Here is a 25,711-nt window from a genome sequence, read left to right on the forward strand (position 1 = left end):
GAGGACCACGATGTCCCGCCAGCCCGACCTTGTCATCGCCAACGCCACAGTAGTTAACAGCTTCGGGCGCCAGAACGCCCACATCGTGATCCAGAACGGCCTGATCACCCAACTCGTGGAAGCCTCGGAAGCAATACCCGCAGCCGAACGCACCATCGACGCCGCCGGACGGCTGGTGATTCCCGGCGGCGTGGACGGCCACTGCCATGTGGCCCAGGTGACCGGACGCTTCCGCACCCTCGACGACTACCGCACCACTTCGACCGCGGCACTGTGGGGCGGCACCACCACGATCATCGACTTTGGCATCCCCCGGGACGCCCAGGAAACCCCACTGGCCGCCGTCCTGCACAAGAAGGAACTCGCCGTTGAGTCCCGCTGCGACGTTGCCCTACACGGTGCGGTAGTGAGCTGGGACGAAACCGTGCCGTGGCAGCTGGAGCAGCTCGCCGCCGAGGGCGTCCGGTCCGTCAAGATGTACACCACCAACCGCGGCAGCACCATGGCAGACGGGGACACCATCCTGAAGGTCATGCGCGAGATGGTCCGACTCGACGGCCTCACCTACATCCACGCCGAACACGACCCCATCATCAGCGACTGCACGCAGCAGCACGCCGACGACGGCAGGATCGGTATCGAACACCTGCACCGCACGCGGCCGGAACTCGCCGAGGAAATCTCGGTCAAGGAAACCCTGGCCATGGCCGAGTACACCCAGGCCCCCGTGTACTTCGTACACCAGTCCACGCCGGGCGCCGTGGATCTGGTCACCGAGGCACGTACCCGCGGACAGGAAGCCTATTCCGAGACGTGCCCGCACTACCTCACCCTCGATGACACGGTCTACGGGTCAGCGTTCCCGGAGTGGTACGCCTGCTGCCCGCCGATGCGCAGCCCCGAAACCGTGGCCGCACTCAAGGAACGGCTGGCCGGCGGCGCCATCCACACCGTCTCCTCGGACCACTCCTGCTACGACCTTTCCCAGAAGCGCGAGCGCACGGACGACGTCCGCGCCATGCCGCACGGTTTGCCCGGTGTGGAAACCCGGATGCCCGTCACCTTCACGGCCATGGCTTCCGCCGGCAGCTCGGTGGAAGAATTCGTAGAAGTCTTCGCCGCGGGTCCGGCCCGCATCAACGCGGTCCCCGGCAAGGGGACCATCGCCGAAGGTTTCGACGCCGACCTGGTGATCTTCGACCCCGCCAACGAACGGACGGTCGACGGCGGCGCGCTGCACATGGGCACCGATTTCTCGCCGTTCGACGGCCGGACGCTCACCGGCTGGCCCGCCGTCGTGGTGTCCGCCGGGCGGGTGGTGCTCGACGGTGCCGGCTTCCACGATCCCGGCGCCGTGGGGCGTTTCGTGGCCCGCAACGGCTTCCGCGAACACCTCGCGTCCGCCGCGGAGTCCGCCCGCGCCACCACACCCGCAACCCTCTCCGCAGCAAAGTAGGAGCAGCCATGCCTTCCGCAGCACGCAAGACCCGCATCGGCATGATCGTGCCGTCCTCCAACACCTGCCTGGAGCCGCAGAGCTACCGCATCCTGGGCGACCGGGACGACGTCACCATCCATTTCACCCGGATCCCCGTCATCCGGATCGCCCTGGATGACTCCTCGGACAAGCAGTTCGACCCCGCCGTTATGCGCACCGCCGCCGAGCTGCTGGCAACGGCCGATGTGGATGTCATCGCCTGGAACGGCACGTCCGGCTCCTGGCTTGGCGCGGACCACGACCGGGAGCTGGCCGGCGAAATCACGGACGCTACGGGCATCCCGGCCACCACGTCCACGCTGGCCTATCTGGAGGCTTTCGAGTCCTTCGGCACGGAGCGGATAGGGCTTTTCACGCCGTACACGGAGGACGTCAACCTCGCGGTCATGGACTCCTACCAGCGGCACGGGATCAAAACCATCGGCCACCGCGCCCTGGGGCTGAGCGACAACGAGTCGTTCGCCCGGGTCACCGACGACGAGATGCGGCCGGGGTCGCTGGAGCTGGCCGCAGCCCGTCCGGACGCCCTGGTCTACCTCTGCACCAACCTGTACGGCGCCAACATCGCGGCGGAAGTGGAGGCAGAAACCGGAGTTCCGGTGCTGGACTCCGTGGCCGTGACGCTGTGGCACTGCCTCAAACTTGCCGGGTCACCCTTGCTCGCACCGAGGTGGGGCAGGCTGCTGGCCGGCTAACGGCCAGGCAGCGGGTCAGTGGCCTGCTGTTCCAGCAGCCTGGTTGGGCTACATCCGGATGGTCAGCGCGCCGGGCTCAATGGTCATCAGGACGTGCTTTCCGTCGCCTTCGTGGTCGCCGTCGATCTGGTAGTCATCGTTGTGTTCGAGGGTGATCTCCACGGATTTGCCCTGGTAGTACTCCACGGATGTGTCCTTTCCGCGGCCCTTGCCGATCATGCCGGCGATCACGGAGAACCATCCGAGCTTCCCCCTCGGGGCCAGCACCGCCACGTCCAGCAGGCCGTCATCCATCTTGGCGTCCGGGAAGATCTCGAGTCCGCCCTGGACCTTGCCGCAGTTGCCCACCATCACGCTGCGGACCCCGCGGTGCACCACGTCCTTGCCGTCGATCACGATGGTTGCCTTCACCGGCTTGCCCGGCAGGTTCCGGATCCCGGCGTCAACGTAGGCCAGCCAGCCCACCTTGTCCTTGAGCTCCTCGTTGGTGTCGGCCATGATGGTCGCGTCATAGCCCACGCCCGCCATCACCAGGAAGACCTGCTCCTTGTCCGGGTCATTGCGGACGGCCCGGACAATGTCGATCTTCCGCTCGGTGCCCGCCAGCGCACCGGCCATGGCACCGTCAAAGTCCGTGACGTCCATGCCGAGGTTGCGGGCCAGCAGGTTTCCCGTGCCGAACGGAAGCAACCCCATGGGCACATCGCCACCGGCCAGGACCTCGGCCACACACCGCACAGTACCGTCGCCGCCGGCAGCAATAACGACGTCGGCCCCTTGCGTGAGTGCCTCCCTCGCCTGGCCGACGCCAGGGTCCTCCTTGGTGGTCTCCAGCCAGATGGGCTCGCCCCAGCCGTTCTCCGAGCAGTGCTTCGCCGCCAGGGCACGCACGTCGATGTCCACCGGTTTGGCAGGGTTGATGATGATGGCCGGGCGTTTGAGGGAAGTGGAGCTGTTGGCTGTCATGGTGTCCTTCGCTGACATGGGTATGTGGGCCTGGGGACAGCGTACTTCGTTACAGCGCCTTCACCGCGCCCAGCACCTTGGCGAGTGAATCCTTGGCGTCGCCAAAGAGCAGCGAGGTCTGCGGCTCGTACAGGAGCTCGTTCTCGATTCCGGCGAAACCGGGCCGCATGGAGCGTTTCAGGAAAATCACCTGGCGGGCGTCGGCCACTTCCAGGATGGGCATGCCGTAGATCGGCGAGCCTGAGGACGTCTTCGCTGCCGGGTTCACCACATCATTGGCGCCCACCACCAAAGCGACGTCGGCCATCCGGAATTCGGAGTTGATCTCGCCCATCTCCTTGAGTGATTCGTACGGCACGTTAGCCTCGGCCAGGAGCACGTTCATGTGCCCCGGCATCCGGCCGGCCACGGGGTGAATGGCGAAGTCCACCTCGATACCGCGGGCTTCGAGGGCCAGGGCCAGCTCGGCCGCGGTGTGCTGGCCCTGGGCCACGGCCAGGCCGTAGCCGGGGACGATGATCACCCGCTGCGCGTAGCCCAGAAGCACCGCGACGTCCTCCGCGCTGGAGGACCTGACGGGACGTTCGCTCACGGCGGTGGATCCCGCCGTCGAACCTCCCTTGAACGCACCGAACAGGATGCCGGCCACGCTGCGGCCCATCGCGGCCGCCATGGCCCGGGTGAGGATGCTACCGGAGGCGCCCACAAGCGTGCCGGCCACCACCAGCAGCACGTTGCCCAGCACCACGCCCGACGCCGCCACGGCCAGGCCGGTGAACGCGTTCAGGAGCGAGATGACAATGGGCACGTCCGCACCGCCCACCGGCAGCACCAGCAGCGCGCCGGCAGCCAGGCCCAGCACCATCAGCAGCACCGCAAGCGCCGGGGAACCGGTCAGGACGACTGCGCCGGCGGTGCCCACCGCTGCAAGCAGCACCGCGGCCATCACGACGGGGAGGCCCGGAAAAACGACGGGGCGGGTGGTCATCAGCTCCTGGAGTTTGGCGAAAGTGACCCCGGAGCCTGCAAAGGAAACGGCCCCCACCAGGAGGGTGAACACGATTGCGACGCGAACCCAGGGGTCGGCCGTATGGCTGAGTTCCAGCAGCGCCACCAGGGCTGCGGCGCCGCCGCCCACCCCGTTGAACAGCGCGACGAGCTGGGGCATCTGGGTCATCTGCACGCGCCGGGCCACCGGCGCGGCCACTGCGGTCCCCACCGCGATGGCACCGATGATCCAAGGGATGTTGTCCAGCCGGGCGGAAAGGAAGACCGTGACCACGGCGAGCAGCGCACCGAATGCACCGATGAGGTTGCCGCGGCGGGCTGTCCGGGGCGAGCTGAGCCCGCGAAGCGCCAAGATAAAGAACACCGCGGCGGCGAGGTAGAGAAGCGAGGTCCAGACCGGATCGAGGCGAGTCACTTCGGGTCCTCCTTACCGGTGGATTGGTTGAGCGGGGCGCCCTGGACCGGGGCGCCACCGCTGGCGACGTCCTTCCGGGCACGGAACATATGCAGCATCCGGTCCGTCACCACAAAGCCGCCCACCAGGTTGGCGGTGGCCAGCACCACGGCGAGCAGTGCCACGGCCAGGATCCACGGTTCCGCGGCCTGCCCGGCCACAATGATGGCGCCCACCAGGATGATGCCGTGGATGGCGTTGGCGCCGGACATCAGCGGGGTATGCAGGGTGCTGGAGACCTTGGAGACCACTTCGAAGCCCACAAACACCGCCAGCACGGTGACCGTCAGCAGGCTCATACCGTCCATCAGATTCCCCCGTCGTTCTGGACCCTGTCGCTATGGTCCCCGTCGTTCTGGATCCCGCCGTTCTGGACCCGGGGTGCGTGGTCCGGCAGGGTGGGGACAAGCGCCGCCAAAACCTCGGCCGTGGGCGGGTGTCGCACCGCGCCGTCGTGCGTCAGGCACGCGCCAGCTACCACCTCGTCCTCGAAATCGGGGGCAACGGTGCCGTCCCGGATCATCAGGGCGAGCAGGTTGGTAACATTCTTGGCATACAGCCGGGATGCGTCCTGCGCCATCGCGGACGGCGCATCCTTCAGCCCCACCAGCGTGACGTGGCCCTGACCGTCAGCGGTGGGGATCAGGATGTCCGCACCGGGAACGGCACCCTCAACGTTGCCGCCGGATTCAGCGGCGAGGTCGACCACGACGGAACCGGGGCGCATGCCCTGCACCATTTGGCGGCTGACGAGGAGCGGTGCGCGCCTGCCCGGGACGGCCGCCGTCGTGATCAGGACATCCGCCATGGCGACGTGCGGGGCGAGGAGTTCACGCTGCAGGGCGCCGCGGTCGGCGCTTAGTTCGCGGGCGTATCCGCCCGATGCCTCCGCCGTTTCCAGATCAAGTTTGATGAACGTACCGCCCATCGACGCGACCTCGTCGGCGGAGGCGGGCCGAATGTCGTTGGCAGAGACCCTGGCCCCCAGCCGTTTCGCTGTGCCGATGGCCTGCAGCCCGGCAACCCCGGCGCCGAGCACCAGCACCCGGGCCGGCGGGACGGTGCCGGCAGCGGTCATGTACAGCGGGAAGAAGCGCGGGAGCCGGATGGCGGCTTCCAAAACGCAGCGGTAGCCGGCCACCAGGGCCTGGGAGCTGAGCGCGTCCATGGACTGGGCGCGCGAGATGCGGGGCACCAGTTCCAGGGCGAAGGCGGTGACGCCGGCTTCCACGAGGGCCTGCACCGTGGCGAGCTCGGACGACGGCGACGCCAGGCCAACGGTGACGGCGCCCCTTTTCAGAGCTGCCGCCGTCGGGGGTTCCAGCGGGCGGACGTGGACCAGGACGTTCAGTTCGCCGGGATCCAGGTCCTGGACTATGCGGGCGCCGGCGTCCGCGTAATCGAGGTCTGAGTGGCCGGCGGCGGCCCCTGCTCCTGCCTCGATCAGGACGTCCAGGCCAAGCCCCGCCAGCTGCTTGACCGTTTCCGGCGTGGCGGCCACACGCCGCTCACCCTCATGCCGTTCCCGCGGTATGCCCAGTTTCAAACCGCCAACTCCCTTACGGACGTAGTTGGCTCGAGTCTATGACCCCTTGCGCGAACTGGCAGCTAATTCGCTCAGATTCGCGTTTTGGGGGCTTTTGCTGCCCGTTCGCGCGGCTGCCTGCCGCGGTCAGCCCCGGGCGTTTAGCGCCGCGCGGTCAGATCCGCCGAGACGAGCTTCGCGGTAGCCACGATTTCGCGGGCCACGGTGGCTGGGTCCAGATTAGCGTCTTCACCGCCATCATCTGCGGCATCTCGGCCATCTCCGCCCTGACAGCCAAGGCGACCTTCAACGTCCCCACCAGGCAGCTCGGCCTGAAGTAGGGCTCCTCGGCGAGCTGGCGTTCCTGCCCAGTTGCTTGCTGAAGAGCCCGGCGCGTCCCCAAGACACGCCGGTCTTTCCCGTGTCCTCGGGGAGGCAATCGGGCAGGAGCGTACGACGGCGGGCGGCGGCTTGGGTGCCTTCTGGGAACCGGGCGCCTACGGCCGGCCGGTGTCCAGGACCGAGGCAAGGTCGAAGCTGACTGGTTCCTCCAGCTGTCCGTAGGTGCATGACGCGGGATCCCGGTCCGGCCGCCAGCGGTTGAACTGGGCAGTGTGGCGGAAACGCTCACCTTCCATATGGTCGTACCGGACCTCCACCACCAGTTCAGGCCGGAGCGGCACAAAGGACAGGTCCTTGCCGGCGCTCCACCGGCTGCCTTCGGCGTTGCGTGGGGTCCGTTCGCCTTCCCCCTGCTTGGCCCACGCCCACGGGTGCCCGTCAAAGTCGGAGACCAGTTGCTGCAGTTCGGCAAAAAGCTCCTGGCGGCGCTTCATGGGGAAGGCGCCGATCACTCCCACGCTGGCCAGGCCGCCGTCGTCCTTGTACAGGCCCAGCAGCAGCGAGCCGATCACGTCCGGCCCGCTCTTGTGCACGCGGTAGCCGGCCACCACACAATCGGCCGTACGTTCGTGCTTGACCTTGAACATCACGCGTTTGTCCGGCTGATAGCTACCGTCCAGCGGCTTGGCCACAATCCCGTCCAGGCCTGCGCCTTCGAACTGATGGAACCATTGTTCAGCGACCGCTTTGTCCTGGGTTGCCGCCGTGAGGTGGACGGGAGCCTTGCTGCCCGCAAGCGCCTTTTCCAGCGCTGCCCGACGCTCGGCGAAGGGCCGGCCGGTGTAGTCGTCGCCGCCGAGGGCCAGCAGGTCAAAGGCCACGAACTTGGCCGGGGTCCGTTCGGCGAGAAGTTTCACGCGGCTGGCGGCGGGATGGATGCGCTGCTGCAGGGCGTCAAAATCCAGCCGGTCACCAGCTGCCCCCACCAGGACAATCTCGCCGTCCAGCACACAGCGGGGCGGCAGGTTCTCCTTCAGGGCCTCCACGAGTTCAGGAAAATACCTGGTCATGGGCTTTTCGTTGCGGCTGCCGATCTCCAGCTCATCGCCGTCACGGAAGATGATGGACCGGAACCCGTCCCACTTGGGCTCATAGCTGAGGGCCCCGTCCGGTATCCCGCTGACGGCTTTGGCGAGCATGGGCGGAACGGGAGGCATCACGGGAAGTTGCATAGTGCCCATTGTTGTCCGGGAGACCGGCCGGCGGTAGGCCTGAACTGGCACGATGTCCATCTGAAGGCCCCGGCAGGGTCTCGAGCGTGGCGTCCTCCGAATCCATTGGTGCCGGCGGAAACGAGCGGATCGCGGAGAACTAACCGGCTCCTAACGTTGAGGAAACGCGGGCGCAACATTGCGCGGCCACACTGGAAGTGCCGGCAAGCGCAGGCACCAGCTCCAGCCAGGAGGCCCCCATGTTGAAGGAAGCCAAAGCCCATGTAACAAGAGTCCGCGCCCTGGACCAGCTCCACCGCGGCGATGAAATCGAGGCACGCCTCTCTGTAGGCCCCAGCTATGACGACGTGGTGGTCCGCCGAGGCAGCGTCCAAGAGACCGCCCCGGGCATCGGCGTTGTCTGGATCATGGACCATCACACAGGCTCGCGGAAAGCGATCAATACGGACGAATGCAGCGTCTGGCGGATTGTCTGACCGGGCGCCGCCATTCCACACACCATCAGCACCACGACGCCGGGCCGTAGTCAGTTAGGACTGCCCGCCGTTAGGGAGCCGCCTGGCTTAACCTCCGGCCACCGACTGGATGACCAGCACCTCCTGGCCTGGCGACACCTCGGTTTCCAAGCCTTGGAGCCGGCGCACTTCGTCACCGGCAACGTAAATATTCACGCAGCGGCGAAGTGCGCCGGTTTCGTCCCGCAGCCGCCTGGCCAGCACCGGGTAACCCCCGGTCACCGAATCCAGCAGGCTTCGCACCGTCACCGTCCCTTCGGCGGGCGCAGTCAGGATGGACTGCCCGCCGGCGAGGGGCTGCAGAATGCTGGGAAGTACCACGCTGATGTCAGGCACCGCGGGCAGCCGCCGTTTCCGGAACCGGCAGTCCAGCCACGGCGAGCACGGCGGCGCGGACACACAGGACATCGGGGAGATGGCTGACCACTTCAGCAAACGTCTCCCCTTCATCCGCGCTGGCGTACACCGTGCCGCCGCGCGTTCCGAAGTAGACGCCGGCCGGCTCGGATGAATCCACGCCAGCGGCGTCACGAAGCACACTGTTGTACTCACCCTCGGGCAGGCCCGTGTCCAGGCGCTTCCAGCTGGCCCCGGCATCGTCCGTCCGGTGCACGGCAAGCTTCCCTTCGGGCGGGGTCCGCTCGCCGTCGGCCTTGAGCGGCACAACCCAGGCGGTTCCTTCCCGGCGCGGGTGCGTCAGCATCACAAAACCGAAGTCGGCCGGAAGTCCCTCGGCGATGGAGTTCCAGTTTTCGCCGTTGTCATCCGTGCGGTAGACGCCGTGATGATTCTGCGCGTACAGCCGCCCTACCACCGCAGCATCGGCCGCGATCTTGTGGATGCACTGGCCGAACTCAGGATTGGGGTCCGGCATGAAGTAGGCCGAAATACCCTTGTTGCGGGGCTCCCAGGACTCACCGCCGTCGAGCGAGCGGTACACACCGCCGGTGCTCATGGCGACGTGGACGTTGTCACCCTCCGGATTCACCACGATGGAGTGGGCGGCGGCGCCGCCGTAGCCCGCACCCCAGTCGCTGCGGTGAGGATGGTCCCATAACCCGCGGTTGAGTTCGAAATGCTCGCCGCCATCTGTGGATTTCCAGACCGAAATCGGTTCGGCACCTGCCCATACCACCCCTGGCCGCGACTCTGCGTCCGGGTAGATCTGCCAGATGCGCTCCACTGCCGCGCCGGTGTGTTCGGGAAACGTGATGGCACCCTGTTCAGGTTCGGTCCAGGTGGCGCCCAGGTCATCGGAATGGGCCACAGTGGGGCCCCAGTGCTCGGACCTGACGCCCACCATGATCCGGGTCCGGCCGTCCCGTGTGTCGATCCCGATGCTGGGGATTTCGCTCATCAGAAAATGCGGGCCGGAGAAGGACCAATGTTTCCGGTCCTGGCTGGTGGCCAGCCAGAGGCCTTTTTTGGTCCCGATTGCTAAGACAAAGTTCTCTGCGGTTGCCATGCACCCATGCAACCACCCCGACCGGAGGCCCGCAACGCTTTTCATCGCTATGTGGACTGGTCCGCGGGGACTGCTGCGGGTGTTAGGGCCCGGAGTGGCCGCGCCGGCGCCGGTGCGTCAGTCGACGAATTCGGACTGCGTCTCGATGAAATCCCAGTCGGCTTCGGTGAGCACAGCCACCGGGGTATCCGGGTGCGGTCCGCCGGCTTCGGCGATGCCCTGCAGCACCGGTAACGGCAGTTCCAGCGCACGGAGGTTTTCCCGCAGCCATTCCTTGGTTTGCAGATTCAGATCCAGCCACCACATGTAGATTTCCATGCCGGTCACGCACCTTTCGTATGCTCCAACGTTAGGCGCCGCCCTGTCCACGTTCAAGGGTGGCTGCACCCAGTAGCGGGCTCCCGTTTCCGCGTACCTACAGGTAACGCCGCAGGTCAAAGGAACAAAAAGACGAGTACCCGCTACCCGCGACCACACCCGTTCGCCGCCCTAGCCTGAATTTACAAGCAAGCTGACCGTGCTGCTGGGGCACTCAGAGTCACCGCTAGTCCCCCTCATCATGGTCCGTTTCAGACAACCTGGGGAGAAAACAATGAAACGTACCTTAGCAACACTGGGGGTTATGGGGCTGGGGCTGATCAGTCTGACAGCACCAGCCGTGGCTGCTCCTAATCTGGTCATCGTCTGCCACGACGGCGCACAAACCGGAACGGGCTGGGAAGCAATTCAATTCAATGTGAACGGCCTCAACGGCCACGGTGGGCATCCCTCCGACATCATTCCGCCGAACACGTCCATACCAGGGGGGCTGAACTGGACGAACGCGGGAAAGATAACCTACATCGCCAACTGTGCCCCGCTGCCTCCGGGTGAGGAACCGCCGGTCTATCCGCCCGTGGACCCGCCCGTCGTCGTGGTCGATCCACCCGTCGTCGTAGTCGATCCACCCGTCGTCGTAGTCGATCCACCCGTCGTCGTAGTCGACCCGCCCGTCGTCGTGGTCGACCCACCCGTGGTGGTCCCGCCTGCCGTGGTGGAGACGCCGGTGGTGGAGACGCCGGCGGAGCCGGCAGCCGTTGTCCAGACGCCGGTCACAACAGTCACCCCCACCGTGCAGACCCCAGCCGCAGCGGCGACCGTCCAGACGCCTGCCGGCACCGGGGCAGCAACTGTCAGCCAGGGCACCAACCAGGGCTTCAACGCGCAGACCTCAGTGGGCGGAGCTGAAAGTGTTCCTACCTGGCTCATGGGACTGGGCGTGATGCTCGGCGCCGGCGCACTGGTGGCCGTTCGCCGCAGGTCCCTGGAACCAAAGGCAGACTAGGCCGCAGCTCGGACTGGGCCGAGCTGACACGCAGGGCGCCCCGCCAACTCAAGGCGGGGCGCCCTTCCTGTAAGCACACTTTCCAAACGGCGTTAGGAGCATCGTGGCAAAGCAAACCGGACGGCACGAAGTGCCGAAACGGCCCCGCGGCTTGACCCGTGGAGACATCGCCATCCTCGCCTGCGGTGTCCTGGGCTTCCTGTCCTTCACGTTCGGTGGACCGCTGCAGGACCAGCATGGGGCCGCATCACCGGGAACCAGCACTGCCGGCTACTCTTCCGGAACCTCGTCGATCCAGCTGCCGTTGCCCTTGGCTGTTTCGGGCCCGGCCGCACCGACCGCATCCGTGCCGGCCGCAGCAACACCCGTGGCCAGCGGGCCGGTCCTCCCACAGGCGTCGGCCCCGCAGCGGATCGTCTATCCGAAGGCTGCGATGGACACGGCCGTGCATCCGCTGGCTCCGGACAGCACCGCCGTCGAAAGCCAGACGATCGTGCCGCCCACCACCATGGACGGGTATTGGCTGACACCGTTCGGGACTCCCGGCAACGGGTCGGGCAACACCACGTACATCATCGGGCACAGCTGGGAGGGCCGGGACGCCCCGTTCAACCACCTCAGCTCCGCTGCCGCCGTCGGCGACACGTTCGCCGTCGTCACCGAAACCGGCACCATCCCTTACCGCGTGGACAGCGTCACCACTTACGTGAAGGACAGCCTCAAAGACAGCCCCATCTGGGACATGGTGCCCAGCCGCGTGGTCCTGATCAGCTGTTACACGGAAGACCCGTGGGGCAAGAACGTGGTGGTCTCGGCGTCGCCCGCCTGAGGCGTCCGCTTCCGTCGGCCCTGTTCAAGCGCTCCGCGCAGGCACAGAATGGTCCTATGAGTCCCGAACGGTTCAGTGACCCGCCGCCGTTGCTGGTGGGCGTGCTGCCCCAACAGCATCCGGAGGTGCTGAAGGCGGCCGCATCCCTCGCGGCCAAACTGGCAGCGCCGTTGCTGTGTGCTTATGTTGACGAGGCCAGCTACCTGGTGGAATGGGATCCGACCAGATCCGCGCACCGGCTGTCGCTGCACCCGGACAAGGACGACGACGATATCCGCTCTGTTACTACGGAACTCAGGGGGGTGATTGCCAAAGCCGTGGCCGATGCCGCCGCGTCGGGCGGCCCCGTGGACTGGACATTGCGGACCCTCGCCGGGGATCCGGGCCGCGCCCTGGCCCGGCTCGCCGCTGAAAGCAACTCCCCTATGATCATCGTTGGAACGTCGGAGCGGGGCCTGACCCACCGCATCTCCGAACTGCTCAACGGATCAGTGGGTCTCTGGCTGACGCATCATCAAAGCCGGCCCGTACTGGTAGTTCCCTATCGGAGGCCGGCTCATCAGGACGACGCCTAAGCCTTGATCCACCGATGTTGCTCGGGGCGCCGACGGCGGTTTAAACCGAGAATGCCCGTCTTTTCAAGGAAAATGGAGCTTGTCTAGAACCCATTGACCACCGAAAAGAGAGGCATCTCGTAAGTGCAAGTTTCGCATAAGCCGTCCGCTGTGTCAGTTTCCTTTGATGAGCCGAACCTCGTGTCGGCTGCCGGGCTGCTCCCGGTGATGACGCTGGCCCGAGACGCCGGCCTGCATGGGCTCGCCGATGAGTGGCTGTCGGTCCCGACGGACAAGGGCGCGAACGCCGGGCTGAAGGTCGCGTCCCTGGTCGCCGGGATGGTCGCCGGCGCCGATTCGATCGAGGACATGGCCTTGCTGCGCCACGGCGGGATGAAGCGGCTCTTCAGCGCCTGTTACGCGCCCTCGACGCTGGGTTCGTTCCTGCGGTCCTTCACTTTCGGGCACGTGCGGCAGCTGGACGCGGTCGCGTCCCGCTTCCTGGCCAATCTGGGGACCCGGGCCCCGGTGCTGGGAGCACCTGCCACCAGTGACTTCGTGTTCGTGGATGTCGACGACACGATCATCGAGGTCCACGGCTATTCCAAGCAGGGCTCCGGCTACGGGTACTCCGGGGTCCGCGGCCTGAACGCGCTGCTGGCCATAGCCTCGACGAAGGACACCGCCCCGGTGATCGCCGCCCAGCGGCTGCGCAAGGGTGCGGCGAACTCGGCCCGCGGCGCCAACCGTCTGATCACCGACGCCCTGTCCACCCTCAAGCGCGTCCACGTCGGCGGGCGGGTGCTCTGCCGTTTCGATTCGGCCTTCTACGGCCATGCCGCGGTTTCCGCGGCCCTGGCCGGCGGGGCGGAGGTCTCGGTGACCGCGCGCATGGACCCGGCCGTCAAACGCGCCATCGCCGGGATCCCGGACACTGCGTGGGAAACGATCGAATACACCGACGCGGTCTTCGACGAGGCCGCCAGCACCTGGGTCTCGAAGGCCGAGGTCGCCGAGACCGTGTTCACCGCGTTCTCCTCCCGTAAAAAGGCCGAGCAGATCACCGGTCGGATGGTCGTGCGCCGCATCCCGGAACTGAACCCGAAAACCGCCGACGGGCAGGAAACCCTGTTCGACACGCACCGGCACCACGCGTTCTTCACCACCGTGGACGCCGAAGTTCTGGACACCGTCGCGGCCGACAAAACCCACCGGAAACACGCCATTATCGAACAGGTCAACGCCGACCTTAAGGACAGCTCCCTGGCGCACCTGCCTTCAGGTGTTTTCGCGGCGAACTCAGCCTGGCTCGTCGCCGCGGTCATGGCCTACAACCTCACCCGCGCCGCCGGGATCCTCGCGGCCGGGCCCTTCGGCAAGGCCCGCACCGGAACGATCCGCCGCAAACTCATCCACGTCCCGGCCAGGATCGCCACCAGCGCCCGACGGATCCGTCTTCACCTGCCCGAAGCCTGGCCCTGGAAAACACCATGGCAGGCCTTGTCCGACCACCTCTACCCGCCGCCGCGACCTGCCTGACCCCCGTCAACCCAGCCGCACGGCGCGACCAGAACAACCAGTGGAACACTCAAGGGGCAGCGAGGCCCGGCACCCCAGCACGCCCTTCGCCCGCACAACGAGCCGAAACCGAATTCAGCTCATCCGCCCAGGCGGATCGGTGGATCAAGGCTAAGCCGGGAGCCCGAACAGCCTCCTGAAGCCGTTGCCCGACCCTCCGGGGAAGATTTCGGGGGACCGCAATAATAAAGCGAAAGTAGTTATTCGAGGTGGTAGCGGACGCCGGTATTGGCACGTAAGCTAGTTGAAGCAGAGGGGTCTGGCCGCAGCGGCTGGTGCCTCTGCCCAAATGCTGCTCCGGAGTGCGTATCCCCCAATAACGCACTCCGGAGCTTTTTTGTGCCCTCACACGGCCACGGAGACCCCGCACTCGTGTCGCACGCCTCCGACGCTGATACCCCCAGGGGGTACTTGCAATATACCCCCACCGGGTATAAGTTGGCACTATGGAACCTTCGCAGGAAACCTTGAGCCCACCTTCCGGCACTGACCCGACGCCTCCGCATGGTTACACCGCGAACAAAGACGCCTACCTTCGCCGGCTCAAGCGGATCGAGGGCCAGATCCGCGGCATCGCCCGGATGGTGGATGAGGACAAGTACTGCATCGACATCCTGACCCAGGTCGCCGCGGTCACCAAGGCCCTGCACGCCGTGAGCCTTGGACTCGTGGAAGAGCACATCGGCCACTGCGTGGTGGGCGCCGCCGGGGAACCCGATCCTGCCCTTCGCGCTGAAGCCATCGACATCAAAGTCAAGGAGGCTGCAGAGGCTATCGGCCGCCTTCTCCGCTGAGCACCGCCACTGACCACCCACTCAGGGCCGGCCACCGCCGGCCCTCTTTCAAGGAGCCAGCCATGAGCACCACCTCCACCACCACCGTCAACGTGTCCGGAATGACCTGCGGCCATTGCGTTTCGTCCGTCAGCGAGGAGCTTGAATCGCTCGCCGGGGTTGAAACGGTCGACGTCGAACTCAACGCCGGCGGCATTTCCACCGTCACTATCACCTCAAGCCAGCAGCTGTCGCCGTCCGAGATCGGCGAAGCGGTTGCCGAAGCCGGCTACCTGGTTGTAGCCAACAACGCGTAACGCTGACCGATCGGGGGATCCATCATGAGTACAGACCATCTCCATCACCACCCACAAAGCCGGGTGGTTGAACTGGACATTGAGGGCATGACCTGCGCCTCCTGCGTGAACCGCGTGGAAAAGAAACTGGGCAAGCTCGACGGCGTCGAAGCCTCCGTCAACCTCCCACTGGAATCCGCCCACGTCACCGTCCCGGCCGGCATCACGGACCAGCAAATAGTGGACACCGTCAACGCCACAGGCTACAAGGCCACAGTCCGCCCCCCGCGCTACCCCAGCCAAAGTGCCGGCAACGAGCACCACGATCACGAAACGGAACACGACCACAGCGGCGACACGAGAGACATGCGGCAGCGTGCGTCTAAGCGAGGCACGAGCGAGCACGCCGAGCATGTGTCTCATGGCGCCGCGTCAGGCGACCACACAGACCACATGTCCCACGGCCCGGCCTCCTCGCAGCTACGGCCGCGCCTGATCCTCGCCGCGGTGCTCACAGTCCCCGTTCTCGCGATTTCGATGGTTCCGGCACTGCAGTTTCCCAACTGGGGCTGGGTAGCCGGGGCCCTGACGCTTCCGGTGGTCAGCTGGGCGGCCTGGCCCTTCCACCGCGCTGCGGCCATCAATGCGCGCCACCTGGCGTCCACCATGGACACGCTTGTCTCGATTGGCATCGCAGCCGCCTACCTGTTCAGCGTGTGGCAACTCGCTGTGGATCCCGCTATGACTGAACATCCAGCCATGGCCGGAATGGAGTCCGCAGGCCTCTACTTCGAAGTGGCCGCCGTGGTCACCACCTTCCTGCTCCTTGGCAGGTTCCTCGAAGCCAACGCCAAGCAGAAGGCCGGAGACGCCCTCAAGGCGTTGCTGAACCTCGGCGCCAAGGACGCCACCATCCTTCACGAGGGCTCCGAGCATAAAGTCCCCGCCGATCAGCTCCGTGTGGGAGACGTCGTGGTGGTCCGCCCCGGCGAAAAGATCGCCACGGACGGAGAGGTGATCGACGGCATTTCAGCTGTTGACGCGTCCCTGCTAACCGGCGAATCCGTCCCGGTGGAGGTGGAGCCAGGCAGCAAAGTCACGGGCGCCACCATCAACACTTCCGGCCGGCTGCTCGTCCGGGCCACCCGTGTGGGCTCCGAAACCACGCTGGCACAGATGGCCCGGTTGGTCTCGCAGGCACAAACCGGCAAGGCTCCCATTGCACGCCTCGCCGACCGGATCAGCGCCGTCTTTGTCCCCATAGTCCTTGCCCTCGCGGTGCTCACCTTTGCGCTGTGGCTCGCGTTCAACGGACCGGTGATTGAACCTGCCGAGCTCAGTGCAGCTTTTACCGCCGCAGTCACCGTGTTGGTCATCGCTTGCCCGTGCGCGCTGGGACTGGCCACTCCCGTGGGGCTGCTCACCGGAACCGGCCGGGCCGCCCAATTGGGCATCCTGATCAAAGGCCCGCAGGTCCTGGAAGACACCCGCACGGTGGACACCATCCTGCTCGACAAGACCGGCACCGTCACCACCGGAAAACTCGCCGGGGGCAATACCCTCGCCTTTGACGGCCACCAGGGCAGGGACGTGCTGCGGCTAGCCGGCGCCGTCGAAGCGGCATCCGAGCACCCGATCGCACACGCCATCGCGGCCGCGGCCCTTGAGGCGCAAACCGGGAACGACGACGGCGGGCGGCTCCCCGCCGTCGAACACTTCCGTTCTGCACCCGGCGGCGGAGTGGTGGGAACCGTGGATGGGCGCGTGATTCTGGCGGGCCGCACCGGCTGGCTTACCGAGAACGGCGTCCGCCCTTCCGGCGCGCAGCTGGACGCGCTGGCCGCAGCGGAAGCCACCGGGGCCACGGCCATCTGGGTAACGGTGGACGGTAGCCCTGCCGGCATCATCAGCCTCCGTGACACCGTGAAGCCGGGATCTGCGGAGGCTGTGGCACAGCTGAAGAGGCTCGGGCTGCGCCCCATCCTGCTGACCGGGGACAACGCCGCGGTGGCCGCGCAGGTCGCTGCCGCCGTCGGGATTTCCCCTGACGATGTTTATGCCGGCGTCCTGCCTGCCGGGAAGGTCGAGGCCGTCCGGCGGCTTCAGGCGGGCGGGGCCATCGTGGCGATGGCCGGCGACGGCGTGAATGACGCCGCCGCGCTGGCGCAGGCGGACCTGGGCATCGCCATGGGATCCGGTACCGATGTGGCCATCGAGGCGGCGGACCTCACCGTCATGGGCAATGACCTGGGACAGGTGGCACAGGCTATCGAATTGTCCCGGCGGACGCTGGCCATCATCAAGACCAACCTGTTCTGGGCGTTCTTCTATAACGCCATCGGCATTCCTGTGGCCGCCCTGGGCCTATTGAACCCGATGCTCGCCGGTGCAGCGATGGCGGCGAGTTCCGTCCTGGTGGTGGCCAACTCGCTCCGGTTGCGCAGCTTCGGCAGGTAGGTCCTCAGGATGATATGTCCTCAGACGGTGCCGAAACGCACGGCCGCACGGGCCCGCGCTTTGGCGGCCTCCTCGTCCCGGCGCTTGGCAGGCGCGTGGGTGACCAGCGAATCCAGCAAGTGTTGGGTGATGTGGGCGATCTCGTGTACCGCCGCTTCGAAGGCGTCTTCGTTGGCCTTGGATGGCTTGGTGCTGCCACTGACCTTGCGCACATACTGCAGCGCGGCGGCATTCACCTCCTCAGAGGTGGCGTGCGGTTCGTAGTTGTGGAGGGTTCGTATATTCCGGCACATATGCCCATGCTAGGCTCTGGAACGCCTCGGATCGACCCCCAGCCCTGCATGGGCAGCGGTGCCCATCGACAGTGTTTTGGGGCCGGGATAGGTTCTAGGTAATGGATCTTCCGGATCAGCCGGAGGCCACTGGGGATGCCGATCTGGATCGGATCCAAGACAACGAGGAGAAAACTGATGGCTATTTGGGGCGCAGATGTAGAACAGCTCAGGACCCTTGGCAGCAAGCTGCAGGCCGGTGCCGGCGAGATCGAGCAGCAGCGGTCCAACCTTTCCCGCGTGCTGGACAGCACCAACTGGGAAGGCCCGGACGCCACCCACTTCCGTGGCGAATGGTCAGGCACGCACACCGCGGCGCTGAACCAGGTCATCCAGGCGCTGAAGGATGCCGGCCAGAAAGCCACCAAGAACGCCAACGAGCAGGACCAGGCTTCACGCTAACCACAGAAGCTCTGACGAGGGGGCCCGGACACAACACAGTGTCCGGGCCCCACGGCATTTAACACCGGGGCACCAGCACTCAGGGCACAGGTTCGACGTCGTTCGCGTGGTCCAGCGGGGCGGGCGCCCCGGCGACAGCTGCCGCCGTTCCGGAGCGCAGCTCGTCCAGCCGGACCAGCACCACCCCGCCCACGATGAGGGCGCCCCCCAGGAGTTGGATGGCACCGGGAAGCTCGCCCAGGAGCAGCCAGGCCCAGACCACCGCGAACAGCACCTCCGTCAGCGAAACGAAGGACGCTACCTTGGAGCCAAGCGCGCGGGCAGCGACAATGCCGGACACGTACGCCAGGACTGTTGCCATGATGATCAGGCCGCCCAGGGAGACCCACCAGGGCGTGATCCAGGGGCCCAGCCTGGTATCGGCGGTGCTGAATGTCATGGGAAGCAGTCCCGTGGCGGCCGCCAGCCACATAACGGCCGCCCCCACCAGCAGCCCTGCGGACGCCAGAACGATGGGCGGCAGGGAATCATTTTCCTTGGCCGTGATGAAGAAGTAGATGGCAAGGCACACGGCAGCGGCCATCCCCCACAGGACTCCGACGATGTCGATCTTGACCGTTCCGGTGAAGTCCAGCACCAGGATCAGGCCGCCGAGCGAGAGCACTGTTCCGCCGAAGGTCAACGCCCGTGGACGCTTCTTGCTCGCTCCCCACAGCCAAAGCACGATGAGGACGGGAGCCAGGTATTCAAGCAACAGCGCTACGCCCACGGAGAGGCGGGCGACGGCATTGAAGTAAAACAGCTGGCACGCGGCCACACCTATCAGGCCGAAAAGACCGATGGTGACCCAGTTGTCACGCAGCTGGTACCACCGGCCACGCAAGGCCAGAATCGCAGGAATTGCGAGAATCAGCGCAGCACCGGTCAGGCGGGCTGCCACGGCAGCGCCCGGGGACCATCCGGTTTCCAGGAGCGCTTTGGCGAAGGAGCCAGAGAGCCCGAAGACGGCAGAAGAGAACAACGCGATTCCAAGACCGGAGCCAAGGAATCCGCCCGCGGGTGCGGGGTTAGGGGCGGCAGTCACCGACGCCTCCTGTCAGGAGTAAAGTGGGGTAATGGTCCTGACATTACGCCCGCTCCCAGTAAGGAGTCAAGATGGTCTTTGCCCCTGACACCGAGCTAGCCCTGCGCACCGTGGTCAACCTGATCAACACGGCCGCCAACGGACGCGAATTACTCGACACGGGAGCGGAGCTGGATGGCTTCCTACGCTCCGAAGGGTTTAGCGGATCCCGCGCCGGCGATGCGGCGGAGCTGTCGAGTGTCCACGAACTGCGCGGGCAGCTAGCCGCGCTCTGGACTGCAGACGAAGACTCGGCGGTGGCGGGCGTCAACCGCCTTCTCCGCGAGGCCAACGCACTCCCCCAGCTGATGAAGCACGATGAGTGGGACTGGCATCTGCACGCCACCGCCAGGGATGCACCGCTGGCAGAGCGAATGGGCACCGAAGCCGCCATGGCCCTGGCGGACGTCATCCGGAGCAAGGAAATGGACCGCATGCTGGTGTGCGAGGCCGAGGACTGCGATGCCGTGGTCCTGGACCTGAGCCGCAACCGGTCAAAACGGTATTGCGACACCGGGAACTGTGCCAACCGAGCGCACGTGGCAGCGTACCGGGCGCGGCAGGCGACGGTTCACTGAGCCAGCGGCGGGACCGGGACCTGGGGCAGGACTGGCGCGCGAGGAGCCCGTGCGCGGACAGCCAGCCTACGAGCGGACGGTGCGCTAGGAGTGGCTGGAGCCGGGGCTCTCGGCGTCCGGAGCCTCAGAGGCTCCGCCGGCCTGGCTTGAGTCGTGTCCCCCGAATCCATGCAACGGTTTCCGCGCTGAACTCAGGTTGATGCCCGATCCCTTGCCCAGGTGTTCGGAGTTCTCTTTGTGGCTCATGGCCAGCATGGCCGCGACCACCAGCGTGACGATGAACGCAATGCCGGCGCCGGTGAAGGCGAGGTCGAACCGCGGGGTCTTCGAGCTGCCGCCGGAGGCGAAGATCAGCACCGTAACGAAGGCGAGGACGGCCCAGAACGCAGAGAACATCAGCGGCCCCTTCACCGAGGTCCGCAGATTGCGCGGTTTTCCTGGTTTCTGGTCTGCCAAGGTAGTTCCTCTCCTACAGCCATGCCGAAGGGCTTGCTGGTTCGAATGTCTGCGGGGTTGTTCCGGGCGCGTTTTCTACGCCGGGTAGAACCTTTCACTTCTAGTTTACGGCTTCCCGGAGGCGTGCCGGGAATCGTGCCTTAGCGTCAGCCCGGACAGGACCCAGAGCACACCGGAGATGATGGCTCCGCCGCCGGTGACGCCAAGCAGGGCATGGGCTCCGAGACTGATGAAGAGAGGCAGGATCGCCGCGGTACCAAGCCCGACGATGCCCGAGGCCAGCCAGTCACGGGCCAGCACGTGCCGGCCGCGATATCGGAGGCCGCAGTACAGCTCCACCGCTCCGGCCAGGCCAAGTCCCGCCGCGGCGACAACGCCGAAGACGCGGTCCCCGGGCAGCAGCGCCAAGGCAACACCTGCGCCGGCCAGGGACGCCCCGGCGGCGGAGAGGATTTTGCCAGGCATGCCGTCCCGCGCGTAGCCGGTCTTCGGGATGGCCCAGAGGACCAGCAGTCCCGTGACCAGCAGATAGAACCCGCCTGACCAGCCCATGACCTGCACCGATGGTCCGGCCCAGAAAATAGTCACGGCCCCGAAGACAAGTGCGGCCAAGGCCCGGAGCAATACCGGCTTCCACAGGTCTGCCTGCTGCGCGGTGCCGGCGGGAGCATCTGTGGGTGTCAGTGGTTGGTTCACCGGTCCAGTTTAGTGGCCGCCGGCCCTATGGCGAACCCAGCACCATCCAGCGGTCCGAGCGGGCACGCAGGCCCAGCGTCAGCGCCCGGGCGGCCATGTAGCCCAGCGCAAAAGCGGCCCAGAGCCAACCCAGGGCTGCAGCGGCGGACATGCCGGAGACAGCAACGGCCACCAGCATAGGCACGTAGACGGCAAGGTTGGCCACGCCTGCCAGTGCCAGATACTTGGCGTCGCCGGCGCCGATCAGCACGCCATCCAGGACAAAGACAAAACCCGCAATCGGCTGGCCGGCGGCAAGGATCCACAGGGCGTACGTCAGGACGGCCTGGACGCCGGCGTCTGATGTGAACAGCGCCCCGGCCCATGGCGCAGCGACGGCCAGCAGGGCACCTGTGACCACGCCGAATCCGGCACCCCAGCGGATCATTGTCCGGGTCAGCTGCCGCGCCCTGACGGGATTGGACGCACCCAGTTCCTTGCCGATCAGGGCCTGGGCGGCGATAGCGAGGGCATCCAAGGCAAAAGCGAGGAAGGAGAAAATGGTCATGGCCAGCTGGTGCGCAGCAAGGTTGACGGCACCTTGCCCCGTGACCACAAAAACCGTGGCCAGGATGGCTACGCGCAGGCTCAGGGTGCGGAGCATGAGCCACGAACCGACGCGGGTCATCGCGCGGATACCGCTCCAGTCGGGCCACAGGCTGATGCCATGCCGGGCAGCATTTCGCTGGACCATCAGCAGATAGACGGCCGCCATGGCCCATTGCGCCACACTGGTGCCTGCCGCCGAGCCCGCAACGGACCAGTCCAGCCCGTAGACCAGCCATAGGTTAAGGACAATATTCAAGGCAAAGCCTGCGGTGGCCACGAGCAGCGGTGTCCTCGTGTCCTGCAATCCACGGAGGACACCGGTGCCCGCGAAGATGAGCAGCATGGCCACCAGGCCAGGCATCGACCAGCGGAGATAGTCAACAGCGAATGAGCGCACATCACCCTCTGCCCCCATCAGGGACACCAGCGGTTCAGCGGCCCAAAAGCCGGCCACCGCCAGGACTATGCCCAGCAGAAGAGCCAGCCAGACGCCGTCGCGCCCTGCCGCAAGCGCCTTGCCCAACTGGCCGTGTCCCATCGCGCGGGCCACCGCCGGGGTGGTGGAGTAAGCGAGGAATACCATCAGTCCGACGGCGGTGTGCAACACCGCGGAGGCAAGCCCCACGCCGGCCAGCTGGGCCACGCCGAGATGGCCCACAATGGCCGAATCCGCGAGAAGGAACAGCGGTTCGGCGATCAGTGCGCCGAACGCCGGCACGGCGAGCCGCAGGATTTCCCGGGCATGGCTGGCAGGACGCTGCACGGCGGCGGGGGCGGATTGATTGGGCACAGCTTCAGCCTAACGGCCGGCATCGACCACCTGGCGGCCCTGCTTCCGCGATGCCGGCTGTCATGACAAAGGACACAATGCGGCGGCGCTTCCGGTCCGGTTGCCCATGCGCCCATAGGGTCAGGGCTTGCAATCTTGGTGAAGGCCCCGTCGCAGTAGGCCAACATGCCGTCTTCACATCCCACCACCGCGGTTTCCTCACCGGCAACCGCCTCGCAATGCACGCCGGGGTGCTCCTCGCTGCGGATCCTGAACACTGCGGCTCAGTATGATCGCAGCATGACTGACACCGCAGCCAACACCGTAACCCTCCGCTTCCTGGCCGCCCCCACGGATGTGGGCCACAGCGGTTCGGTGGATGCGGGGACCGTCCTCGAATGGGTGGACAAGGCCGCGTACGCTGCCGCCGTGGGCTGGGCCAAGTCCTACTGCGTCACCGCTTACGTGGGCAACATCCACTTCGCGGACCCGGTGAACAGCGGCGACATGGTAGAGGTGGAAGCCACCATCGTCTACACCGGACGCTCCTCCATGCACATCCGGACCGTCGTCTCCTCAAGCGATCCCAAGGGCGGGCCGGCCACAATGCGCAGCCAGTGCATGGTGATCTTTGTGGCTGTCGGCGACGACGGCAAGCCGGTCCCGGTCAAGCAGTTCGAGCCGGCCAAGGCAGCGGAGATTGAACAGCGGGACCACGCCCTGGCGCGGATCAAAGTCCGTGAACGCATCGTCGAAGCCATGAACGCCCAGGAATATACCGACGCCGGGACCGCCGAACGCGTGACGCTGCGGTTCATGGCGGCCCCCACGGACGTGAACTGGGGCGGGAAGGTGCACGGCGGAATCGTAATGAAGTGGATCGACGAAGCCGCCTACGTCTGCGCGTCCCGCTACTGCGCTTTGGACACCGTGGCGGTCTTCTCCGGTGGCGTGCGCTTCTACCGGCCCCTGCTGATCGGCCACGTAGTAGAGGTCGAGGCCAGGCTGGTTTACACCGGGACCAAAGGCATGCACATCGCCGTACATGTGCGCTCCGGAGATCCGAAGGGCAAGGAACTGAACCTCACCACATATTGCCTTACGGTGATGGTGGCACGCGACGCGGCCGGCAACTCGGTCCCCGTCCCCAGCTGGGTGCCCGTCTCGGCAGAAGATACACGGCTGCATGCCCACGCCCGCGAACTGCTCGAAATCCGTGGTACTGCACCGGGGAACCGGCTGCCCAACCACCTGCTGGGGCAGGGCTGAGCCAGCCAGCCCTGCCAGGAAGGGTCCTAGAAGCCGCTGCCGCCGGCGTCGGCCGCCATGTTGGCAAAGCGCGAGTAGTGACCCTGGAATGCCACCACGATGTCCTTGGTGGGGCCGTTACGGTGCTTGGCAATCAGGATGTCCGCCTCGCCCGCACGCGGGGATTCCTTGTCATAGACGTCTTCACGGTGCAGCAGGATAACCATGTCCGCATCCTGCTCGATGGAGCCGGATTCACGGAGGTCAGAGACCATGGGCCGCTTATCCTGGCGCTGTTCGGAGCCACGGTTGAGCTGCGAGAGGGCGATGACGGGGACCTGGAGTTCCTTGGCCAGGAGCTTGAGCGCACGCGAGAACTCGGAGACTTCCTGCTGGCGTGACTCCACTTTCTTGCCGGAGCTCATGAGCTGCAGGTAGTCCAGGATCACGAGCTTCAGGTCATGCTGCTGCTTGAGGCGGCGGCACTTGGCCCTGATCTCCATCAGCGACATGTTCGGGCTGTCATCGATGAACAGCGGGGCATCATTCATCCGGCCCATGGTGGTGGCGATCTTGGACCACTGTTCGTCCTTGATAGTGCCCTTGCGAAGATCCTGCAGACCGATGGTTGCTTCGGCGGACAACAGGCGCATGGCAATTTCGTTCCGGCCCATTTCGAGCGAAAACATCACCGTGGCCAGGTTGTTCTTGATGGCCGCCGAGCGGGCGAAGTCCAGGGCGAACGTGGATTTGCCAACCGCCGGGCGTGCGGCGATGACGATCATCTGTCCGGGGTGCAACCCGTGGGTGAGTTCGTCGAGTTCGTAGAACCCGGTGGGCACGCCGGTCATGCCTTCCCCGCGGTGTCCGGACGCTTCGATCTCGTCCACCGTGGCTTCCATGACGTCCTTGAGGACCACGTAGTCCTCTGCCGTGCGCCGCTCTGCCACAGCGTAAACCTCGGCCTGTGCCTGGTTGACCAGGTCCTCCACCTCGCCGTCGGAGCCGTATCCGAGCTGGACGATCTTGGTGCCCGCGTTGACCAGCCGCCGCAGGATGGCGCGCTCTGCCACGATCTCGGCATAGTAGCCGGCATTGGCGGCCGTGGGGACGGTCTGGATGAGCTCATGCAGATAGGCGGGCCCGCCGATCCTGTTGATCTCCGCGCGCTTGGTCAGTTCGTCCGAGACGGTAACGGCATCTGCAGGCTCGCCGCGGCCGTAGAGGTCGATGATCGCCTCGTAGATGGTCTCGTGCGCAGGCCGGTAAAAGTCCTGGCCTCGGAGGATTTCCACAACATCCGCGATGGCATCCTTGGACAGCATCATGCCGCCGAGGACGGACTGCTCGGCGGGGATGTCTTGTGGCGGTTTACGGCTGCCTTCTGATCCGCGGGTACCCTCGATCGAGTCCAGGTGCGTTACTGACAAAGCTGCCGTCCTCCATAGTGTGCCGCGTCATAGTGCGGCGAGTAAGTCATTTACCTGCCGGGCGCCATCCTGCGGGACCCCCCACGGGACGGCATGCGTTCAGGTCTATCAGCGGCCACCGACAATGAATCCCGGCGGCCCCATAGAAGTCTGTACAAAGCGGAGTCTGCGCAGCGCGCGGGAGAGTTATCCCCATGTTCCGCAAGTTATCCACAGAATGTGCTGCAGCGGCCGGGCCGACGGCCTCCACTGCGACGACAGCATAGGTCCGCGACGGCGACACAGCGCCCCAAAAGCAGGTATCCCGCAACGGTAGCCGCCCCCGCCCCAGCGTCCAAGCCCACAAGCCCGGGGGCCTGTGGATAACCTGTGCACTAACAGGCATAGCTTGTGCACAGCCTGTGGGTGAACCTGTGGAAACAAAAGAATTTCCGCTGGATATATGCGTCTGACATGGGAAAACGTCTTTTGAGGATGTGGACGACATTCTTTTTTTCCCAACCTTCATCCACAGCTTTCAGCGCGGCGCTGTTGAAAGTTCCGCCCTTCCGGGCGCCTCGGCCGCCGATTCATGCCCT

The 25,711-nt window shown here is 65.9% G+C and carries 28 protein-coding genes; 14 read left to right on the forward strand and 14 right to left on the reverse strand.

What is annotated here, in order from left to right:
- Positions 1 to 10: 10 nt before the first annotated feature.
- Together QK290_RS08755 and QK290_RS08760 are read left to right on the forward strand one after the other, a co-directional pair.
- Entirely contained in the window at positions 11 to 1,456 is a 1,446-nt protein-coding gene (locus QK290_RS08755) for an amidohydrolase family protein (RefSeq protein WP_282330297.1), read from the forward strand.
- An 8-nt stretch (positions 1,457 to 1,464) separates the two neighbouring features.
- Positions 1,465 to 2,193 carry an aspartate/glutamate racemase family protein gene (locus QK290_RS08760; protein WP_282330298.1) on the forward strand — a complete coding sequence of 243 codons (729 nt, stop codon included), beginning with the start codon at positions 1,465 to 1,467 and terminating at the stop codon, positions 2,191 to 2,193.
- Positions 2,194 to 2,241: 48 nt separating this feature from the next.
- Here QK290_RS08760 and QK290_RS08765 read toward each other — a convergent pair whose 3' ends face one another.
- The 4 genes from QK290_RS08765 to QK290_RS08780 are packed head-to-tail and all read right to left on the reverse strand — an operon-like array spanning position 2,242 to position 6,167.
- Positions 2,242 to 3,159 (reverse strand): diacylglycerol kinase family protein, encoded by a 918-nt coding sequence (locus QK290_RS08765; protein WP_282330299.1) that lies wholly within the window; start codon positions 3,157 to 3,159, stop codon positions 2,242 to 2,244.
- Between the two features lie 49 nt (positions 3,160 to 3,208).
- Entirely contained in the window at positions 3,209 to 4,582 is a 1,374-nt protein-coding gene (locus QK290_RS08770) for an NAD(P)(+) transhydrogenase (Re/Si-specific) subunit beta (protein ID WP_282330300.1), read from the reverse strand.
- Complete coding sequence (locus tag QK290_RS08775) at positions 4,579 to 4,929, reverse strand: NAD(P) transhydrogenase subunit alpha (RefSeq protein ID WP_282330301.1); 351 nt, start codon at positions 4,927 to 4,929, stop codon at positions 4,579 to 4,581. The genes QK290_RS08770 and QK290_RS08775 overlap by 4 nt, the downstream gene beginning before the upstream one ends.
- Positions 4,929 to 6,167: a Re/Si-specific NAD(P)(+) transhydrogenase subunit alpha gene (locus QK290_RS08780; protein ID WP_282330302.1), complete on the reverse strand. Its 1,239-nt coding sequence runs from the start codon at positions 6,165 to 6,167 to the stop codon at positions 4,929 to 4,931. Before QK290_RS08780 ends, QK290_RS08775 begins: the two co-directional genes overlap by 1 nt.
- Before the next feature lie 38 nt (positions 6,168 to 6,205).
- On the opposite strand from QK290_RS08780, the gene QK290_RS08785 reads away from it, so the two are divergent.
- Complete coding sequence (locus QK290_RS08785; RefSeq protein ID WP_282330367.1) at positions 6,206 to 6,487, forward strand: hypothetical protein; 282 nt, start codon at positions 6,206 to 6,208, stop codon at positions 6,485 to 6,487.
- Between the two features lie 156 nt (positions 6,488 to 6,643).
- Here the strand turns inward: QK290_RS08785 and QK290_RS08790 are convergent, their stop codons facing one another.
- Entirely contained in the window at positions 6,644 to 7,720 is a 1,077-nt protein-coding gene (locus QK290_RS08790; RefSeq protein ID WP_282330303.1) for an ATP-dependent DNA ligase, read from the reverse strand.
- A gap of 239 nt (positions 7,721 to 7,959) precedes the next feature.
- On the opposite strand from QK290_RS08790, the gene QK290_RS08795 reads away from it, so the two are divergent.
- Positions 7,960 to 8,196 carry a hypothetical protein gene (locus QK290_RS08795; protein ID WP_282330304.1) on the forward strand — a complete coding sequence of 79 codons (237 nt, stop codon included), beginning with the start codon at positions 7,960 to 7,962 and terminating at the stop codon, positions 8,194 to 8,196.
- Between the two features lie 87 nt (positions 8,197 to 8,283).
- Here the strand turns inward: QK290_RS08795 and QK290_RS08800 are convergent, their stop codons facing one another.
- From QK290_RS08800 to QK290_RS08810, 3 genes are all read right to left on the reverse strand, one after another.
- Positions 8,284 to 8,571: a MoaD/ThiS family protein gene (locus QK290_RS08800; RefSeq protein WP_282330305.1), complete on the reverse strand. Its 288-nt coding sequence runs from the start codon at positions 8,569 to 8,571 to the stop codon at positions 8,284 to 8,286.
- A complete protein-coding gene (locus QK290_RS08805; protein ID WP_282330306.1) occupies positions 8,564 to 9,700 on the reverse strand; it encodes a sialidase family protein in 1,137 nt (378 codons plus the stop codon). Before QK290_RS08805 ends, QK290_RS08800 begins: the two co-directional genes overlap by 8 nt.
- Positions 9,701 to 9,817: 117 nt before the next feature.
- Positions 9,818 to 10,018, reverse strand: coding sequence for a hypothetical protein (locus QK290_RS08810; protein WP_282330364.1), 201 nt, complete (start codon positions 10,016 to 10,018; stop codon positions 9,818 to 9,820).
- 274 nt (positions 10,019 to 10,292) lie between these two features.
- On the opposite strand from QK290_RS08810, the gene QK290_RS08815 reads away from it, so the two are divergent.
- From QK290_RS08815 to QK290_RS08845, 7 genes are all read left to right on the forward strand, one after another.
- Positions 10,293 to 11,024 carry a hypothetical protein gene (locus QK290_RS08815; RefSeq protein ID WP_282330307.1) on the forward strand — a complete coding sequence of 244 codons (732 nt, stop codon included), beginning with the start codon at positions 10,293 to 10,295 and terminating at the stop codon, positions 11,022 to 11,024.
- Positions 11,025 to 11,127: 103 nt separating this feature from the next.
- Positions 11,128 to 11,853: a class F sortase gene (locus tag QK290_RS08820; protein ID WP_282330308.1), complete on the forward strand. Its 726-nt coding sequence runs from the start codon at positions 11,128 to 11,130 to the stop codon at positions 11,851 to 11,853.
- Positions 11,854 to 11,909: 56 nt separating this feature from the next.
- Complete coding sequence (locus tag QK290_RS08825; RefSeq protein ID WP_282330309.1) at positions 11,910 to 12,428, forward strand: universal stress protein; 519 nt, start codon at positions 11,910 to 11,912, stop codon at positions 12,426 to 12,428.
- Positions 12,429 to 12,551: 123 nt separating this feature from the next.
- Complete coding sequence (locus tag QK290_RS08830) at positions 12,552 to 13,946, forward strand: IS1380 family transposase (protein ID WP_282330310.1); 1,395 nt, start codon at positions 12,552 to 12,554, stop codon at positions 13,944 to 13,946.
- Between the two features lie 485 nt (positions 13,947 to 14,431).
- On the forward strand, positions 14,432 to 14,779 hold the full coding sequence (locus tag QK290_RS08835; protein WP_282330311.1) for a metal-sensitive transcriptional regulator: 348 nt from the start codon (positions 14,432 to 14,434) through the stop codon (positions 14,777 to 14,779).
- A 62-nt stretch (positions 14,780 to 14,841) separates the two neighbouring features.
- Positions 14,842 to 15,075 (forward strand): heavy-metal-associated domain-containing protein, encoded by a 234-nt coding sequence (locus tag QK290_RS08840; protein WP_282330312.1) that lies wholly within the window; start codon positions 14,842 to 14,844, stop codon positions 15,073 to 15,075.
- A 24-nt stretch (positions 15,076 to 15,099) separates the two neighbouring features.
- Positions 15,100 to 17,511, forward strand: coding sequence for a heavy metal translocating P-type ATPase (locus QK290_RS08845; protein WP_282330313.1), 2,412 nt, complete (start codon positions 15,100 to 15,102; stop codon positions 17,509 to 17,511).
- Positions 17,512 to 17,531: 20 nt separating this feature from the next.
- Here the strand turns inward: QK290_RS08845 and QK290_RS08850 are convergent, their stop codons facing one another.
- On the reverse strand, positions 17,532 to 17,804 hold the full coding sequence (locus QK290_RS08850; protein WP_282330314.1) for a DUF2277 domain-containing protein: 273 nt from the start codon (positions 17,802 to 17,804) through the stop codon (positions 17,532 to 17,534).
- 177 nt (positions 17,805 to 17,981) lie between these two features.
- On the opposite strand from QK290_RS08850, the gene QK290_RS08855 reads away from it, so the two are divergent.
- Positions 17,982 to 18,245 (forward strand): WXG100 family type VII secretion target, encoded by a 264-nt coding sequence (locus QK290_RS08855; RefSeq protein WP_111908407.1) that lies wholly within the window; start codon positions 17,982 to 17,984, stop codon positions 18,243 to 18,245.
- A gap of 79 nt (positions 18,246 to 18,324) precedes the next feature.
- Here the strand turns inward: QK290_RS08855 and QK290_RS08860 are convergent, their stop codons facing one another.
- The gene (locus QK290_RS08860) at positions 18,325 to 19,329 is read right to left on the reverse strand and encodes an EamA family transporter (protein ID WP_282330315.1); all 1,005 of its coding nucleotides are present in this window, start codon (positions 19,327 to 19,329) and stop codon (positions 18,325 to 18,327) included.
- Positions 19,330 to 19,400: 71 nt separating this feature from the next.
- Here QK290_RS08860 and QK290_RS08865 point away from each other — a divergent pair, with 71 nt between their 5' ends.
- A complete protein-coding gene (locus tag QK290_RS08865; RefSeq protein ID WP_282330316.1) occupies positions 19,401 to 19,946 on the forward strand; it encodes a CGNR zinc finger domain-containing protein in 546 nt (181 codons plus the stop codon).
- Between the two features lie 84 nt (positions 19,947 to 20,030).
- Here the strand turns inward: QK290_RS08865 and QK290_RS08870 are convergent, their stop codons facing one another.
- The 3 genes from QK290_RS08870 to QK290_RS08880 all read right to left on the reverse strand — a co-directional run bounded on the left by QK290_RS08870 (position 20,031) and on the right by QK290_RS08880 (position 22,476).
- Positions 20,031 to 20,402, reverse strand: a complete 372-nt coding sequence (locus QK290_RS08870; RefSeq protein WP_282330317.1) for a hypothetical protein — start codon at positions 20,400 to 20,402, stop codon at positions 20,031 to 20,033.
- Between the two features lie 105 nt (positions 20,403 to 20,507).
- Positions 20,508 to 21,098 (reverse strand): hypothetical protein, encoded by a 591-nt coding sequence (locus QK290_RS08875; protein ID WP_282330318.1) that lies wholly within the window; start codon positions 21,096 to 21,098, stop codon positions 20,508 to 20,510.
- A 25-nt stretch (positions 21,099 to 21,123) separates the two neighbouring features.
- Positions 21,124 to 22,476, reverse strand: coding sequence for an MATE family efflux transporter (locus tag QK290_RS08880; protein ID WP_282330319.1), 1,353 nt, complete (start codon positions 22,474 to 22,476; stop codon positions 21,124 to 21,126).
- Positions 22,477 to 22,755: 279 nt separating this feature from the next.
- On the opposite strand from QK290_RS08880, the gene QK290_RS08885 reads away from it, so the two are divergent.
- On the forward strand, positions 22,756 to 23,724 hold the full coding sequence (locus QK290_RS08885) for an acyl-CoA thioesterase (RefSeq protein WP_282330320.1): 969 nt from the start codon (positions 22,756 to 22,758) through the stop codon (positions 23,722 to 23,724).
- Between the two features lie 26 nt (positions 23,725 to 23,750).
- Here the strand turns inward: QK290_RS08885 and dnaB are convergent, their stop codons facing one another.
- Entirely contained in the window at positions 23,751 to 25,133 is a 1,383-nt protein-coding gene (gene dnaB / locus QK290_RS08890) for a replicative DNA helicase (protein ID WP_058930676.1), read from the reverse strand.
- Between the last annotated feature and the right edge of the window lie 578 nt (positions 25,134 to 25,711).

This window comes from Pseudarthrobacter sp. AL07 (assembly GCF_029960665.1).
Taxonomy (GTDB): domain Bacteria; phylum Actinomycetota; class Actinomycetes; order Actinomycetales; family Micrococcaceae; genus Arthrobacter.